The sequence below is a fragment of the Bradyrhizobium sp. HKCCYLRH3099 genome (assembly GCF_051167855.1).
Lineage (GTDB): Bacteria > Pseudomonadota > Alphaproteobacteria > Rhizobiales > Xanthobacteraceae > Bradyrhizobium.
This window is the reverse complement of sequence record NZ_JBNPTW010000005.1, coordinates 185,808-201,987: the sequence shown is the minus strand read 5'-3', so window position 1 is coordinate 201,987 and position 16,180 is coordinate 185,808. Positions and strand designations below refer to the sequence as shown.

Sequence of the window (16,180 nt, the reverse complement as noted above, 5' to 3'; positions counted from 1 at the left end):
CCGGAACGCCCCCTGCCCGCCGATCAGGCCGGCACGGGCTCGCCTTCGGCATGGCGATGCTTCTCCGGCAGATAGGCCAGCAGCATTTCGCGCACGAGCGCCGGGCTCTTGGAGTCGCGGATCATCAGGATGCCGTCGATGATCAGCGTGCGGTTGGTCTCTTCGTCGAGCAGCTTGCCGTGCAGCTTGTCGGCGATCGGCAGACAGATCAGGTTGGCGACCAGCGCGCCGTACAGCGTCGCGAGCAGCGCGGTCGCCATGAACGGGCCGAGCTTCGAGGGGTCGGTCATGTTGGCGAACATCTGCACCATGCCGATGAGCGTGCCGATCATGCCGAAGGCCGGGGCGCAGTCGCCGACGGCGCGATAGATCTTGCTGCCCTCGTCGAGATGCATCAGGAAATTGTCGCGGTCACGCTCGAGATTGTCGCGGATAAATTCGAGGTCGTAGCCGTCGGCCACGTAGCGGATGCCTTTGGCGAGGAATGGCTCGTCGGTCTCGACCTTTTCCAGGCCGACCGGGCCCTGCTTGCGGGCGATCTCGGCGATGCGGGCGAGCTCGTCGACGAGCTCGCGGGCCGACAGCCGGCTCATCGTGAACACGAACTTCATGCCGAGCGGGACGCCATGGGCGATCGCACCGAGCGGAAAGCGGATCATGGTGGCGGCGGTGGAGCCGCCGAAGATGATGATCGCAGCGTGATCGCTGACGAACATGCCGAAATCGCCGCCCAGCAGCATCATCACGGCGATGACGATCACGCCGACCACGAGCCCTGCGCCCGTCATGATATCCATGAGCTTACTCCACCCGCATACGCGAACAACCGGCCATCCTGGACGGGCGCGCGGCCCTGCCCCACGCGCAATTTAGATTAGATGCGCGCCATTAAGGACGGGTTACCGAATTTGGTAGGCATAATGAGAGGTAAACAGACGAAGAGAAGCGATGCGCATCTCTACGCGCGCTGCACTCAGGCCGCGGCCGCGCCCGACTTGAGCAGATTCGCCTCGGCGAACAGGACCGCCTGTTCGAACGATTTCTCCATCTTATGCACCATCTCCAGCATCTGCGCCGGCTCCATCGTCGCCGAGCCCGCTTCGAGCTCGCGCGACAGCCGCGACAGCGCCGAGAAGCCGAACGTCGCCGACGAACTCTTGATGGAATGCGCCTCGCGCCTGAGCTCCTGGCGATCCTCGAACTTGGAGGCCAGCTTGCCGAACTTGCTGGAGGTGTCATCCAGGAAGGTCCTGAGCACTTCGAGCGCGTCTTCCTCGCCGAGCTCGGAGATCAGGATCTGGTAGACGGATTCATCGAATTGCACCAGGTCGGTCATGCGACAAGCCTTTCCTTGTTCGTGGCAGCGGCCGCGCGGAGCAGAGCGGCGTTCAGTCGATCCCGCGTGACCGGCTTGGTCACGAAGTCGTTCATGCCGGCATCGGTGCAAGCCAGGTGATCCTGGCTGGTGGCGTTGGCCGTCAGAGCGATGATGTAGATGTCCTGGGCGGGCGGCGGCAGCGAGCGGATCATCCGCGTCGCGGTGAGGCCGTCCATCTCCGGCATCATCATGTCCATCAGGATGAGATCGTAGGTCTGCTTCTGCACCGCCGCGATGGCCTGGGTGCCGTTCTCGACGATGTCGTAGGCGTGGCCGAGCTTGTCCAGCAGCTTCTTGATCACGAACTGATTGGTCAGATTGTCCTCGGCCACGAGGACCTTCAGCGGCTCGGCGCCGGCCGGCCGCTCCTCGGAGATAGGCGCCGCGCTAGCCGGCGCGATCGTCGCCTCGGGAGCGCTCACATGCTCGACATCGGGGTGCGGCTGCGGCTGCACCTCGATGGAGAAGGTGAAGGTACTGCCCTCGCCCACCTTGCTCTGCACCTTGATGTCGCCGCCCATGCAGGTGACCAGGCGCTTGCAGATCGCGAGCCCAAGGCCCGTGCCGCCGAACCGGCGCGAGATGGAATTGTCGACCTGCGAGAACTGCTTGAACAGGCGGCCGACGGCCTCCGCAGGGATGCCGACGCCGGTATCCGCCACCGAAAACACCAACGTGAGATTTTGGCCGGTCAGGCCCTCGGCCCGCACGTCGACATGCACGCTGCCGGCCTCGGTGAATTTGAGCGCATTGCCGACGAGGTTGAACAGCACCTGGCGCAGTCGCGCGGGATCGCCGACCACATAGTTCGGCACGTCGGGCGCGATCGAGGTGGTGAGCTGCAGGCCCTTCTCCTTGGCCCGCGACACCAGCAGTTCGGCGGTGGCGGTCACCGAACGATGCAGATCGAATTCGATGTGCTCGATCTCCAGGCGATCGGCATCGAGCTTGGAGAAATCGAGGACGTCATTGAGGAGTTGCAGCAGATAGTCCGCCGATTCACGCAATGTCATGGCGATCTTGCGCTGCTCCGGCGCCAGATCGGCAGACAGCAGCAGATCGGCCAGGCCGATGACGCCGTTCATCGGCGTGCGAATTTCGTGGCTCATCATCGCCAGAAATTCCGACCGCGCCCGCGTGCCCGCCTCGGCCGCGTCGCGCGAGGCGGCAAGGCCTGCCTGATAGCGCGCGATGAGGATCGTGACGATCCCGATGATCACCGTCAACAGCGCCCCGACCAGGAAATCACGATCGCGATCGCGCTTGAACGCGGCGAAGACCTCCTCGGTGGCCTGACCGACGACGACGACCAGCGGGTGACCCTTCACCCGCTGAAACGAATAGATCCTGGCGATGCCGTCGACCTGGCTGCGCGCCGTGTAGGAGCCGCTGCTCTTGTTTTGAATGGCCGACATGATCGGGCTGCCTGCAAGAGAGGTGCCTACGCCGCTGGAGGCGGCCGAGGCCCGCGCGCGGATGATGCCATCCAGACCCGCAAGCGTCACATTGCCCTGCTTGCCGAGATCGACGGAATTGTAGAAGCTCGAGAGATAGGCGGGATCGAGCGATACGACGACGACGCCTCCAAACGAGTTGTCCGGCATGATGATCCGGCGCGTCAGCTGGATCGACCATTTATTCGAGACGCGTCCGAAGATCGGCTTGCTGATGAACAGGACGTCGTCCTTGCCGTCAGCATGGACGCGGAAGTGTTCGCGGTCATGCAGGTCGAGACCGCGCATCTTCGGATCGATGTTGCTGGACAGCATGATGCCGTCCTTGCCGATCACGACCACCTGGAACGAGAAGTCGGACAGGAACTGACTGTGCTTCGCCCACAGCGACATGTCGAAATTCTGCGGGTCCTTGGCGTAGGTATCCCGCACATAGAGCAGCGTTTGATCCGCGGCGCGGATCGAGCGGATGATCTGCTCCTCGAACGCGCGCGCGAGATTGGCGCCGTTCTTCAAGGCCGACTGCTCGGTGCGTGAATACTCTTCGGAAACCGTGTAGAAGATGCCGGCCCAGACCACCGCGATCGCCGACAGGCCGATGACGGCGCTGCCGAAATGTCCAACCAGCCGCACGATCCTGTCGACGGTCTGGTCGAGCCACTCGAACAACGGCATCGATTTGGAGATCAGCCTGCGCATGTCTTTCGCCCTCGAGCGACATGCCTATCCGTCCAGGCTCGCCATCAGGTAAAGCTTGATGGATAAAATCTTCTGAACGCGCCGTCATCGCTTAACTCTCGGCCCTTCCGGCCCGTTTGCAGGTAATAGGCGACCACGATCGATCAATACCTCGATGGGCAAGGCTCGCCCCCCGTAGTCATCCGGACAAGCTCGGATACGATCCTGCGGCCGAAGGCGGCGATCGTTCGTGATGATCGAAGCCCGCACCGAGTCCACGCGAACCAGCGATCCGCCGACCGTCCGGCAAGCCCGGTCTTATTTCAGCTTGATCTTGGGGATGGTCGATTGGCTCAGGCGTTCCATCGACGGCAGGCGATAGACCTCCAGGACGGTGTCCTGATCCCGCTGATAGAGCAGTAGCATCTTGTCATCCGCAACCTGCTCGACAGCATCCAGGCGACCGACGCCGTCCAGCAGCTTGCGGTAGTTGGCCCCGCTGATGTCGCTGACGGCCACCGAGACGGCATCCTTCTCGGTCAGCCGTCCATCGCCATTGGTATCCTTCTCGACGACGGTGTAGACCATCCCGACCGCTTCGCGCTGGTCTGCGCCGAGCCGTAGCTTGTTGAGCATCAGCTGGGTAGAAACGATCAGTTGGGCCCCGGTGTCGAACAGCCATCGCGGCTGGTTGATCGCCGGATCCAGGAACAGATAGTTCACGACGTTCCTGTCGCTTGTCTTGTCGTAATAGGAGGCCGCGCCATAGGTCTGGCTCCGGTACAGCGGAATGCGGACATAGCGCGTGCCGTCGACGACGATCGCGCGGCCCAGGAGGAGATCCTCGGAGATCCGGTCCTGGCCACTGACATTCACGACATTGGTGACGCGGCGCTCGCGCGTCTCGTCCTTGAAGATCCGCAGCGCCGCATAGGCGCCGACCGCGATGAGCAAAATGGCGGCCACAGCGATTGCCAGCGCATTGAAGCGCCAGACATACCTGAAGAACACCCGGCCGCCCCGGCCCGCGATCCGTTCCATCGCCCATCACCTCGAAGACCAGCCCTCACGCCCGCGCGTGAGGGCTCATGTTTGCGCCGCGCGCCTCAATGAATCTCTGCCGAGCGCTTGAGCGCGGCCTTGAGCTTCTCCAGCGAGAAATCGGCAGACCGCGCGATCTCCAGGATCGGCGTCTCGCGCCGGGCACACAGTTCGGCCGCCTCTGGCAGGCTGGCGGCGATGTCGTGGGGGATCACGATCGCGCCGTGGCGGTCGGAGTGGATCAGGTCATCCGAACGCACCGTCATGCCGGCGACACGGACCTCGCCGCCAAAGCTCTCGGCATGCACCCAGGCATGCGACGGGCCGATCGAGCCGGCCAGCGCCTGGAAACCCGGTGCCCATTGCGGGATGTCGCGGATCGAGCCGTCGGTGATCACGCCGAGGCAGCCGAGCGCCTTGTGCACGTTGCTCTGCACCTCGCCCCAAAAGGCGCCATAGCCGATGTCGGGGCCGTCGATGTCCTGGATCACCACGATACGCGGACCGTGCCCCGTGCCGACATATTCGTAATAGTCGGTGCGCCGCCGTGCCTGCTCTTCGGCCGGCAGGCCGGACTTGACCACGGAGCGGATCGTCGCGGTCCGCGCATAGCCGACCATCGGCGGCAGATCGGGAAACGGACAGACCAGCGGCTTGATGGTGTAGCCGATCAGGCGGCGATCAGGCGCCACGATCTCCATGGCGTTGCAGATGGTCGGCGTGTCATAGCGCGCGAGCGCCTCGAGAACGGATGGAGCGACCGGCGCGGCAGAATTGGTCAAGGCGTTGTCTCCGGATGTGAGGGACGGATCTCACGTCCGTCCTTGCACCCGGTATAACTGACGCGCCCCGAGCCGGCAAAGCGCGGGGCCATGTGCTGAGGTCAATGCAGCCGCTCAGGCGGATGCTGCTCCTGCTCGGCAGAAGGCGGCGGCGCAAAGGCGGGGCTCGACGTAGCAGCGGCCTGAGGCGCCGCCGAGGCGCCAAGCGCCGCGGCATGCCGCGCGGCCTGCTGGCGATACAGCCGCCAGCCGAACGGCAGGCTCAGGATGTAGAGGATCGAGCCCGCCGACAGGATGTGCCAGGGATAGACCACCAGCAGCGCCACGAAGAACACCACCGAGGCGAACACCGGCAGCACCAGCTCGGGCGAGACGCGCATCCGCGTGGTCTTGCCGGAGAACACCGGCAGCCGTGACACCATCAGGAAGGCGATCAGCAGCGTGTAGAAGGCCGTCACCAGGGCGGGCGGCTTGGGCAGATCGAGGAAGGCGAGATAGACCGGCAGCAGCACCGTGATGGCGCCGAGCGGCGCCGGCACGCCGGTGAAGAAGTTCGCGGCGAAGGGCGGCTTGTTGGGATCGTCGATGCTCGCATTGAAACGCGCCAGCCGCAGGCCGCCGCTGATGGCGTACATCATGGCCGCGATCCAGCCGCCGTCGCGCAGCTCGTGCAACTGCCAGAAATACAGGATCAGGCCCGGCGCGACGCCGAAATTGACGAAATCGGCGAGGCTGTCGAGCTCCGCGCCGAACTTCGACTGCCCCTTGATCATGCGGGCGATGCGGCCGTCGATGCCGTCGAGGAAGGCGGCAAACACGATCGCACCGACCGCGAGCTCCATCCGGCCCTCGGTCGACAGCCGGATCGCGGTCAGGCCGGCACAGATCGCCAGCAGCGTGATCATGTTCGGGACCAGCAACCGCACCGGGATCGGCCGGAAACGCCGGCGGCGCAGTTCGGGAGAGTTCGGATCGAAGCTCATGATCACACCAGGGATGGTTTTGCCGGAACCTTGTGCCTGAACTTGGCTCAAGGCCTCCTTAATGGGTCGTCATCGGGCGAGGACGGTTCACTGGCTTCGGAACGTCAGGCCGGGCACCGGAACGTCGAAATCGGCCAGAATGGTTTCACCGGCGATGGCCGTCTGTCCTTCCGAGACCAGAACCTCGGTGCCATCGGGGAAATAGACGTCGAGCCGCGACCCGAAGCGGATCAGCCCGAAGCGCTCGCCTGCGCCGATCGTCTGCCCTTCCCGTACGAACGACACGATCCGGCGCGCCACGAGGCCGGCGATCTGGACCACGCCGATCCGGCCATGCGTCGTCGAGATCGCGAGCGAGTTGCGCTCATTGTCCTCGCTCGCCTTGTCGAGCTCGGCATTGATGAAGGCCCCCGGGCGATAGGCAATCTTCTCGATCCGACCGGCCACCGGAGCCCGGTTCACATGGACGTTGAACACGCTCATGAAGATCGAGACCCGCAGCAGCGGGCGATCGCCGAGGCCGAGCTCCGCCGGCGGCAGCGCGCGGGTGATCATCGAGATCTTCCCATCGGCCGGCGCCACCACCAGCCCTTCCCGCTGCGGCGTCACGCGGATGGGGTCGCGGAAGAACAGCGCGCACCAGACGGTGAGCAGCGTGCCGATCCAGCCGAGCGGGGTGAAGATCCAGAACAGGATCAGGCTGACGAGGGCAAATCCGCCGATGAAGGGGTAACCTTCGGGGTGGATCGGCGGGATCTGGGCACGGATGGAATTGCTGATCGACATGGCCTGCTTCGTTGAGATGGTGTCCCTCTGACCTCAGAGCGGACCGCCGCCTTGACTAGGTCGCCGGACGGCGAAGGTCAAAATGAATCCTTAACGAGTCCTTGCGTTCGGATCACGGCAACCGCCGAGAATTCACTCGGCCGCACTGGCAACGGACCCGGGCAGTTCGGGTCCGCTCTTGTCGGGCTCGCCCCGCGCCGGCGGATTGCGGTTGGGCGCGGCGGCGTCGTCGCCGATCTTGGCCAGCTTCTCGCGCGCCTCCTCGGCCTCGCGCTGCCGGTTCCACATGCTGGCATACAGCCCGCCTCTGGCCAACAGCTCGCCGTGGGTGCCGCGCTCGGCGATCCGGCCGCGGTCGAGCACGATGATCTCATCGGCCGCGACGATGGTCGAGAGCCGGTGCGCGATGACGAGGGAGGTGCGGTTACGCGACACCCGGTCGAGCGCGTCCTGGATTTCCTGCTCGGTATGGCTATCGAGCGCGGAGGTTGCCTCATCGAGCACCAGGATCGGCGGCCCCTTGAGGATGGTGCGGGCGATGGCGACGCGCTGCTTCTCGCCGCCGGACAGCTTGAGACCGCGCTCGCCGACCTGGGTCTCGTAGCCCTTCGGCGCCATCTTGATCAGCCCGTCGATCTGGGCGAGGCGCGCCGCTTCCTCGACGGCGGCATCGTCCGCGTCCCAGCGCCCATAGCGGATGTTGTAGCGGATGGTGTCGTTGAACAGCACGGTATCCTGCGGGACCATGCCGATCTGCGCGCGCAGCGAGACCTGGCTGACCGCGCGGATGTCCTGCCCGTCGATCAGGATGCGGCCGCCGGAGACGTCGTAAAGCCGGAACAGCAGCCGGGAAATCGTCGACTTGCCGGCCCCGGAAGGGCCGACGATGGCGACCGTCTTGCCGGCCGGCACCTCGAAGCTCAGCCCCTGCAGGATCGGCCGGTCCGACTCATAGGCGAAACGGACGTCCTCGAAGCGCACCGCACCCGAGCTCACGACCAGCGGCCTGGCGCCCGGCGCGTCCTTCACCTCGGCATCCCGGGTGAGCACGCCGAACATCTTCTCGATGTCGATGATCGCCTGCTTGATCTCGCGATACACCATGCCCATGAAATTCAAGGGCTGGTAGAGCTGGATCATCATGCTGTTGATCATGACGAAGTCGCCGACCGTGTTGCGGCCTTCGCGGACGCCATGGGCGCACATCAGCATGGCGACCGTCAGCCCGATCGTGAAGATCACCGCCTGCCCGGCATTGAGCACCGCGAGCGAGGTATAGGTCTTCACGCTGGCACGCTCGTAACGCTCCATCGAGCGGTCGTAGCGATCGGCCTCGCGCGCCTCGGCGCCGAAATATTTCACGGTCTCATAGTTGAGCAGCGAGTCGATCGCCTTGGTATTGGCCTCGGTATCGGAATCGTTCATCCGCCGACGGATCTCGATCCGCCACTCGGTCGCGATATAGGTGTAGTACAGATAGGCCGCGACCATCGTCAGCGTGACCAGCACGTAGCGCCAGTCGAACTGCCACAGCAGCACGGCCGTCAGCAGCGACACCTCGACGATGGTCGGGATCAGCTGCAGGATCACCATGCGGACGATGGTCTCGATCGCGTTCCGCCCCCGTTCGAGCACCCGGGTCAGCCCGCCGGTCTTGCGCTCCAGGTGGAAGCGCAGCGACAATTCGTGCATGTGCACGAAGGTGATGGTCGCGAGCTTCCGCACCGCATGCATGGCGACACGGGCGAAGATGCCGTCGCGCCATTGCGTCAGCACTGCCATCAGCACGCGCATGCCGCCATAGCTCGCGGTCATCACGATCGGCGAGGCCACCAGCCAGAACGCCCAATTGTCGGGTTGGACCGGGGCGGTGTTGGCGCCGGTCAGCGCGTCGGTGGCCCATTTGAAGGTGAAGGGCAGCACCAGGGTCGCGACCTTGGCGGCGAGCAGCAGCACCACCGACCACAGCACGCGCATCTTCAGATCGGCGCGATCACTCGGCCAGATGAAGGGCCACAGGTGCCGCAGCGTGCCGGCCAACGTTCCCTGCTCCAGGGAGGCGGGAGACTCGGCGGCGCCGTGATGAGGAGACGAATCGGGAGGCATCAAGCGATCTGGAACAGCGGCGGTGTTGGCCTGTTATGAGGCGGGGCAGCCCGCTCCATATAGAGTGTTCGACCGCCAGATGCACCCGTGAGTCGACGGAATCCGTTGCGGCGGCGCAGTAATTGCATAACTTGATTCAGATCGGTTGGATTGCCCGTAAATCCCCGCGAACCGCCCGGTCCGCCCTCGTCTTGACGCCTTTCAGCTGCAGTGTCACATCCATCACATGACTGAAATCCGCACCGTCTGTGTCTATTGCGGCTCCGGCCCGGGCACCAATCCCAGCTTCATCGAATCGGCGAAAACCCTCGGCAAGGCGCTCGCCGAGAACGGCGTCAGGCTCGTCTATGGCGGCGGCTCCATCGGCATGATGGGCGCAGTCGCCAAGGCCGTGCTCGACCATGGCGGCGACGTCACGGGCATCATTCCGGACTTCCTGGTGAAGAAGGAGGTCATGATGCCGCTCAAGGACCTCATCGTCACGCCCGACATGCATGAGCGCAAGCGGCTGATGTTCGAGCACTCCGACGCGTTCGTCGCCCTGCCCGGCGGTATCGGCACGCTCGAGGAACTGGTCGAGCAGCTCACCTGGAAGCAGCTCGGGCGCCACGCCAAGCCGGTGCTGATGGCCAATATCGACGGCTTCTGGGAGCCGCTGTTTTCGTTGCTCGCCCACATGCGCGAGACCGAGTTCATCCGGCCGGGCTTCCAGATCGAACTGCTCAAGGCCGACCGCGCCGAGGACATCCTGCCGCGCCTGCGCGAGGCGGCCGCCCGCGTCGCCAAGGAAGAGACCGAGATGGTACCGGAGATCGCCAAGCGGCTCTGACTCCTACTCGCTCGGAAATGTGACGGCCTCGATCCGGTTGCCATCGGGATCGAGCACGAAGGCGGCATAGTAGCGCACGCGATCATGCGGCCGCAGCCCCGGCGCGCCATCGGAGATACCGCCTGCATCAACGGCTGCCGCGTGGAACGCATCGACCTCTGCGGTGGTCTTGGCGCGGAAGCAGAGATGCGAGCCGGTATCGGCGGGCACCCGTGCCATGTTGCTACGCAGATTGATCCAGAGCTCCGGATAGGTTTTGCCGAAGCCGATGTTGCTGGGCCGCTCGACCAGCCGGATCATGCCGAGCGGCGCCAGCGCGAGCTCGTAGAAGCGCGCGCTGCGGGCGAGGTCGCTGACGCCGACGGAGACGTGGTCGATCATGCGTTGGCTCCCCGCTCTCTCCATTCGTCATTGCGAGGAGCGAAGCGACGAAGCAATCCAGGGTCGCGCATGCCGCCCTGGATTGCTTCGCTTCGCTCGCAATAACGATGCATCACCTCATCCCGCCGCGCCTGACTTCACCAGCTTGTAGAACACCGAATCCATCAGCGCCTGGAACGAGGCGTCGATGATGTTGGGCGACACGCCGACCGTGGTCCAGCGCTCGCCGGTCTCGTCCTCGCTCTCGATCAGCACGCGCGTCACCGCCTCGGTGCCGCCATTGAGGATGCGGACGCGGTAGTCGATCAGCTTCAATCCGTCGATGAAGCCCTGGTACTTGCCGAGATCCTTGCGCAAGGCGACGTCGAGCGCGTTCACCGGACCGTTGCCTTCGGCGGCCGAGATCAGCCGCTCGCCGGCGACGTCGACCTTGACCACGGCGAGCGCCACCGTGACGCGCTCGCCGAGCGCGTTATAGCGCTGCTCGACATTGACGTCGAACTGCTCGACCCGGAAATACTCCGGCACCGAGCCCAGGGTGCGCCGCGCCAGCAACTCGAACGAGGCGTTGGCGGACTCATAGGCATAGCCCATGGCCTCGCGCTCCTTCAGCTCTTCGACGAGCCGCGTCAGCTTCGGATCAGTCTTGTTGAAGGGAATGCCGCCGCGCTCGAGCGCCGCGATCACGTTGGAGCGGCCGGCCTGGTCAGACACCAGCACCTTGCGATGATTGCCAACGCTCTCGGGAAGCACATGCTCGTAGGTGTGCGGGTCCTTGAGCACGGCAGAGGCATGGATGCCGGTCTTGGTGACGAAGGCGCTCTCGCCGACGTAAGGCGCGTGGCGGTTCGGCGCGCGGTTCAGCATGTCATCGAGCGTACGCGACACCTTCATCAGCCCGCCGAGCTGCTGGTCGGAGACGCCGATCTCGAAGCGATCGGAAAACTCGGTCTTCAGCTTCAACGTCGGGATCAGCGAGCACAGATTGGCATTGCCGCAGCGCTCGCCGAGGCCGTTCAAAGTGCCCTGGATCTGGCGAACGCCGGCCCGCACCGCCGCGAGCGAGTTCGCCACCGCCTGCTCGGTGTCGTTATGGGCGTGAATGCCGAGGTGATCGCCGGGCACGTGTTTGATCACCTCGCCGACGATCGCCTCGATCTCGTGCGGCATCGTGCCGCCATTGGTGTCGCACAGCACAACCCAGCGCGCGCCGGCCTCATAGGCGGCACGCGCGCAAGCCAGCGCGAACTCGGCGTTCTCCTTGTAGCCGTCGAAGAAGTGCTCGCAGTCGAGCATCACCTCGCGCCCCGCGGCCTTGGCCGCCGTGACGCTGTCGCGGATCGAGGCGAGGTTCTCCTCGTTGGTGGTCTCCAGCGCCACGCGGACCTGATAGGCCGAGGATTTCGCGACGAAGCAGATCGCATCCGCCTTGGCATCGAGCAGCGCGGCCACACCCGGATCATTCGAGACCGAGCGCCCCGCGCGCCGGGTCATGCCGAAGGCGGTGAAGCGGGCGTGGCCCAGCTTCGGCCGCGCGGCGAAGAATTCCGTGTCGAGCGGATTGGCGCCGGGATAGCCGCCTTCGACATAGTCGATGCCGATATCGTCGAGCAGGCGCGCGATGACCTGCTTGTCGGCGAGCGTGAAGTCGACGCCATTGGTCTGCGCGCCATCGCGCAAGGTGGTGTCGAACAGATAGAGACGCTCTCTGCTCATGCCTGCGCCCCTGCCCCGAGCGTCTTCTTCATCGTCGTGTTGGCGAGCCACTCGCCGTTGATCGAGACGCTGTTGCGCTGCTGCGCGACGTAGCCGCGCTTGCGAAAGAAATCGACCGCGGTGTCGCTGGCATCGACCGAGAGGCCTGTCGTGCCGCGCGCCCCCGCCAGCTTCTCCAGCGCGTCGCACAGCATGGCGCCGACGCCCTGCCCGACCGCGCTCGGATGCACGTAGAGCATGTCGATATGGTCATTGCCCTTGAGCGCAGCGAAGCCGACCGGCGAGCCCTGCAAGGTCGCGATCAACGTCAGCTCCGACGCCAGCTTACTGCCGAAGCTCGCCTCGTTCTCGGCGGCGGCGGCCCAGGCCTCCTGCTGCTCCTCACTGTAATCGTCCGAGGTCAGCTCCTGGATGCTGGCGACGAAGATCGCGGCGAGCAGCGGCGTGTCGGTGGGGAGAAACGGCCGCAGCGCGGCCTTCGGAATTGCCTGTCCCATGTCCGTCACCACATGCCGTAGAGCTTCGTGACCAGCGCCACCGCGCCGGCGATCAGCACCAGTTTCAACCCGATGTAGTACAGCCAGTGCCTGGGAAATGGCGTGTCGGGCCTCGTCATCGCGCAATCTCCCAGGTCGTCACCGGCTTGCCGTCGGCGCCCTTGCCGTCCTTGAGCACCACGCCCATCGCGGCGAGTTCGTCGCGGATGCGGTCGGACTCCTTGAAGTCCTTGCGCCCACGCGCCGCAGCACGCTCGGCGATCAGCCCTTCAACTTTGGCGGCATCGACGCCCTTGGCCTGCTGCTTGCGCGCTTCCCATTGCGCCGATGTCTCGGACAGGAAGCCGGCATAACGCAGCGAGCCGGCGAACGCCGCGCGCTCGGCGTCGCCTCCGGCCACCGCCCGCGCGCGCAACGCATGCAGCTCGGCGATCATCAGCGGCGTGTTGAGATCGTCGAGCAGCGCGGCGACCACCGCGGGGTCCGGCTGCTCGCCCGGTGCGTCAGCCGCGACGCGGTACCAGTCGTCGAGCGTCTTGGCGCTCTCCTCGAGGTTCTTGAGCGTCCAGTCGGCCGGCGAGCGGTAGTGCATCTTGAGCATGTTGAGGCGCAGCACCTCGCCGGGCCAATCCGCGAGCAGGTCACGGATGGTCACGAAGTTGCCGAGACTCTTCGACATCTTGGCGCCCTCGACCTGCACGAACTCATTGTGCAGCCAGTAGTTCGCCATGACAGACGTGCCGTGGGCGCAGCGCGACTGCGCTATCTCGTTCTCATGATGCGGGAAGATCAGGTCGAGCCCGCCGCCATGGATGTCGAAGACCTCGCCGAGATAGGCCGCACTCATCGCCGAGCACTCGATGTGCCATCCGGGGCGGCCGCGGCCCCATGGGCTATCCCAGCCCGGCTCGTCGGCCGAGGACTGCTTCCACAACACGAAGTCGGCCGGGTTCTTCTTGTGCGCATCGACCGCGACACGCGCGCCGGCGAGCTGCTCGTCGAGCTTGCGGCCCGACAGCGCACCGTAATCCGGCATCGACGACGTGTCGAACAGCACCTCGCCGCCGGCCTCATAGGCGTGGCCGCGCGCGATCAGTTGCCGGATCAGCGTCACCATATCGGCCTTGCCGTCGGGGCGCGGCAGCACGAACTCGGTCGCCCGCGGCTCGAAGGTCGGCGGCAGGCTGCCGAGCGCAGCCGCGTCGCTGTGGAACTGGTTCGCGGTCACCTCGGTGACCTTGCGGATCGCCTCGTTCAGCGGGAGCCCGGGAAAATCGCGCGCGGCGCGCGCATTGATCTTGTCATCGACGTCCGTGATGTTGCGGACGTAGGTGACGTGATCCTTGCCGTAGATGTGCCGCAGCAGCCGGAACAGCACGTCGAAGACGATGACCGGGCGCGCATTGCCGATATGGGCAAAGTCATAGACCGTCGGTCCGCAGACATACATGCGGACATTGTCGGGATCGAGCGGCACGAAGGGGCGCTTCTCCCGCGACGCGGTGTCGTACAAACGCAATTCCATGGTCCGTCCCCGAATGCCCTTGCTCGCGTCCCGCCAAGGCGAGACGTCACGGATGCCCCCTACGCCAGCCGACGGTCCGCAGGCGGACCAGCCACGGCAAATTCACGCCTCCGACCTGCCGGCCGGGCGTCCTGATCATCTCTGTTGAGAAAAGACGGCCTCAGCCAGCGAATCGCTAGCGAATAATCTCGCGGCAAATGCAGCAGATGGCGAGGAAACCGTTCATGGGTTTCACCATGATGCAGCAGGATGTTGCCGTCAAGAGCCGCAAAACGGCCGCTTTCGCCGCCCAAATCCACGCGCCCTGCCTCATGGTTAATCATTGTTAACCTTTTTGGCCTAACCATGGGTTGTCTCCTCCATCGACCGGTGCACCATGCGATTCTCTTCGGCGCTGCTCGCCTGCTCTGTCCTCCTTGCCGTCGCGAGCACCGCTCGCGCGGAGAGCCGCATCTTCATCATCGCCAACGAGTCCGACGGCTATGGCGTCGACCAGTGCCTGGCCAAGGGCGACCGATGCGGCGCCTCGGCGGCGCGCTCCTACTGCCAATCACGCGATTTTGCGCAGGCCTCCTCCTACCGTCGTGTCGACCCCGAGGAAATCACCGGATCGGTGCCGAAAGCGGCTGGAAATTGCGCCCGCGGCGCCTGCAGCGACTATGTCGCGATCACCTGCCAGCGCTGAGGCCCGCGGGAACAGCCGCTTCCGCCTTCCGCCCGCCCCGGAATCGACGTGACGCTGCCCGACAAAGCGGCTATGGGAAGCCCGCCGCTGCCGCGATTTTTCCGAATTCTGTGCTAGCTCCGCGGCAGCACCCATGGACCGGAATACCGCATCTTGATCGCATCCCTGTCTCCGCGCCTGCTGGCCTTCACTGCGCTGCTCGGACTGTCCCTGACCGGCTCGCACGCCCTGGCGCAATCCAGTTCCGATTCCTATGCGCAGATGCCGCCCGGACCGCCTGGTGCACAGGCCGGCGTGAACCCGATCTGCCCCCGCCTCGAGGCGCAGCTCGCCTCGATCGAGCGCGGCGGCGGTGGCGGCGATCCCGGACGCGAGGACCAGATCCGGCGTTATCAGGACGCGGCCGCCAAGCAGCAGGCCGAACTCGATCGCGTCAGCACGCAGGCCAAGCGGATGGGCTGCGACAGCCCCGGCTTCTTCTCGATCTTCAACGGCCGCGCGGCAGAGTGCCAGCCGGTCAACAACCAGCTGCAGCAGATGCGCGCCAATCTCGACCAGATCACCGGCAGCCTGGAGCGGCTGCGCGGCGGCGGTTTCGGCGGTGAGCGCGACAACCAGCGCCGCTCGGTGCTGGCCGCGCTCGGCCAGAACAATTGCGGCCCGCAGTATCAGCAATATGCGAATCGCGGCGGCGGCGGAGGTGGCGGCGGCAACTTCCTGACCAATCTGTTCGGCGGCGGCGGCGAGACCAACCCGGCCGCCTCGCTGCCGCCCCCCAGCGCCGATCTCGCCGCGCCGCAGGGCACCTACCGGACCGTCTGCGTGCGCACCTGCGACGGCGCCTATTTCCCGATCTCGTTCGCCACCGTTCCCGGCCGCTTCGCCGATGACGAGCGCGCCTGCAAGGCGCAATGCCCCGCCGCCGAGGCGACCTTGTTCACCTATCGCAATCCCGGCGAGGACATGAACCAGGCGGTCTCGGTCAATGGCCAGTCGTACACCGCCCTGCCGAACGCGTTCAAATATCGCACCGAGTTCAACCCGACCTGCTCCTGCAAGGCGCCGGGTCAGACCTGGGCCGACGCACTGAAGTCGATCGACGAGCGAGCCTCGGCGGCCGAACAGGGCGACATCATCGTCACCGAGGAGAGCGCCAAGCGGATGCAGCAGCGCCAGAGCGGCAAGCCGCCGGCCACCGCTGCCAAGAAGGGCGCCGCTCCTGCCGAGACCGCGCCGCAGACCACGACCGCCGACACCACGACCGGCGCGGGCGGCGACAAGCAGATCCGCACGGTCGGACCGACCTTCATCCCGGCGCGTTGAGCAGTCTCGCCGGGTC

At 65.4% G+C, this 16,180-nt stretch carries 15 protein-coding genes; 3 read left to right on the top strand and 12 right to left on the bottom strand.

Annotated elements, in window-relative coordinates; genetic code table 11:
- Positions 1-23: 23 nt before the first annotated feature.
- The 8 genes from ACQR1Y_RS13515 to ACQR1Y_RS13480 all read right to left on the bottom strand — a co-directional run bounded on the left by ACQR1Y_RS13515 (position 24) and on the right by ACQR1Y_RS13480 (position 9,208).
- On the bottom strand, positions 24-797 hold the full coding sequence (locus tag ACQR1Y_RS13515; protein ID WP_009028798.1) for a motility protein A: 774 nt from the start codon (positions 795-797) through the stop codon (positions 24-26).
- A 176-nt stretch (positions 798-973) separates the two neighbouring features.
- Positions 974-1,336, bottom strand: a complete 363-nt coding sequence (locus ACQR1Y_RS13510; protein WP_434876789.1) for an Hpt domain-containing protein — start codon at positions 1,334-1,336, stop codon at positions 974-976.
- Positions 1,333-3,531, bottom strand: coding sequence for an ATP-binding protein (locus ACQR1Y_RS13505; protein WP_434876788.1), 2,199 nt, complete (start codon positions 3,529-3,531; stop codon positions 1,333-1,335). The genes ACQR1Y_RS13510 and ACQR1Y_RS13505 overlap by 4 nt, the downstream gene beginning before the upstream one ends.
- 297 nt (positions 3,532-3,828) lie before the next feature.
- Positions 3,829-4,551, bottom strand: coding sequence for a hypothetical protein (locus ACQR1Y_RS13500; protein ID WP_434857629.1), 723 nt, complete (start codon positions 4,549-4,551; stop codon positions 3,829-3,831).
- A 65-nt stretch (positions 4,552-4,616) separates the two neighbouring features.
- Positions 4,617-5,252, bottom strand: coding sequence for an RraA family protein (locus ACQR1Y_RS13495; RefSeq protein ID WP_434876908.1), 636 nt, complete (start codon positions 5,250-5,252; stop codon positions 4,617-4,619).
- Between the two features lie 182 nt (positions 5,253-5,434).
- A complete protein-coding gene (locus ACQR1Y_RS13490) occupies positions 5,435-6,316 on the bottom strand; it encodes a CDP-alcohol phosphatidyltransferase family protein (protein ID WP_434876787.1) in 882 nt (293 codons plus the stop codon).
- An 87-nt stretch (positions 6,317-6,403) separates the two neighbouring features.
- Positions 6,404-7,120 (bottom strand): phosphatidylserine decarboxylase, encoded by a 717-nt coding sequence (locus tag ACQR1Y_RS13485; RefSeq protein ID WP_434876907.1) that lies wholly within the window; start codon positions 7,118-7,120, stop codon positions 6,404-6,406.
- A gap of 114 nt (positions 7,121-7,234) precedes the next feature.
- Positions 7,235-9,208: an ABCB family ABC transporter ATP-binding protein/permease gene (locus ACQR1Y_RS13480; protein ID WP_434876786.1), complete on the bottom strand. Its 1,974-nt coding sequence runs from the start codon at positions 9,206-9,208 to the stop codon at positions 7,235-7,237.
- A 226-nt stretch (positions 9,209-9,434) separates the two neighbouring features.
- On the opposite strand from ACQR1Y_RS13480, the gene ACQR1Y_RS13475 reads away from it, so the two are divergent.
- Complete coding sequence (locus tag ACQR1Y_RS13475) at positions 9,435-10,037, top strand: TIGR00730 family Rossman fold protein (RefSeq protein ID WP_434857633.1); 603 nt, start codon at positions 9,435-9,437, stop codon at positions 10,035-10,037.
- Positions 10,038-10,040: 3 nt separating this feature from the next.
- Here the strand turns inward: ACQR1Y_RS13475 and ACQR1Y_RS13470 are convergent, their stop codons facing one another.
- From ACQR1Y_RS13470 to cysS, 4 genes are all read right to left on the bottom strand, one after another.
- A complete protein-coding gene (locus ACQR1Y_RS13470) occupies positions 10,041-10,418 on the bottom strand; it encodes a VOC family protein (RefSeq protein ID WP_434876785.1) in 378 nt (125 codons plus the stop codon).
- 117 nt (positions 10,419-10,535) lie between these two features.
- Positions 10,536-12,134: a citramalate synthase gene (gene cimA / locus ACQR1Y_RS13465; RefSeq protein ID WP_434876784.1), complete on the bottom strand. Its 1,599-nt coding sequence runs from the start codon at positions 12,132-12,134 to the stop codon at positions 10,536-10,538.
- Positions 12,131-12,631, bottom strand: coding sequence for a GNAT family N-acetyltransferase (locus ACQR1Y_RS13460; RefSeq protein ID WP_434876783.1), 501 nt, complete (start codon positions 12,629-12,631; stop codon positions 12,131-12,133). Before ACQR1Y_RS13460 ends, cimA begins: the two co-directional genes overlap by 4 nt.
- A 115-nt stretch (positions 12,632-12,746) precedes the next feature.
- Entirely contained in the window at positions 12,747-14,156 is a 1,410-nt protein-coding gene (gene cysS / locus ACQR1Y_RS13455; RefSeq protein WP_434876782.1) for a cysteine--tRNA ligase, read from the bottom strand.
- Positions 14,157-14,532: 376 nt separating this feature from the next.
- Between cysS and ACQR1Y_RS13450 the strand changes: the two genes are divergently transcribed.
- Both ACQR1Y_RS13450 and ACQR1Y_RS13445 read left to right on the top strand, forming a co-directional pair.
- Entirely contained in the window at positions 14,533-14,841 is a 309-nt protein-coding gene (locus tag ACQR1Y_RS13450) for a hypothetical protein (protein WP_434857638.1), read from the top strand.
- Positions 14,842-14,994: 153 nt separating this feature from the next.
- Positions 14,995-16,164, top strand: a complete 1,170-nt coding sequence (locus ACQR1Y_RS13445; protein WP_434876781.1) for a DUF2865 domain-containing protein — start codon at positions 14,995-14,997, stop codon at positions 16,162-16,164.
- The last annotated feature ends 16 nt before the right edge of the window (positions 16,165-16,180 follow it).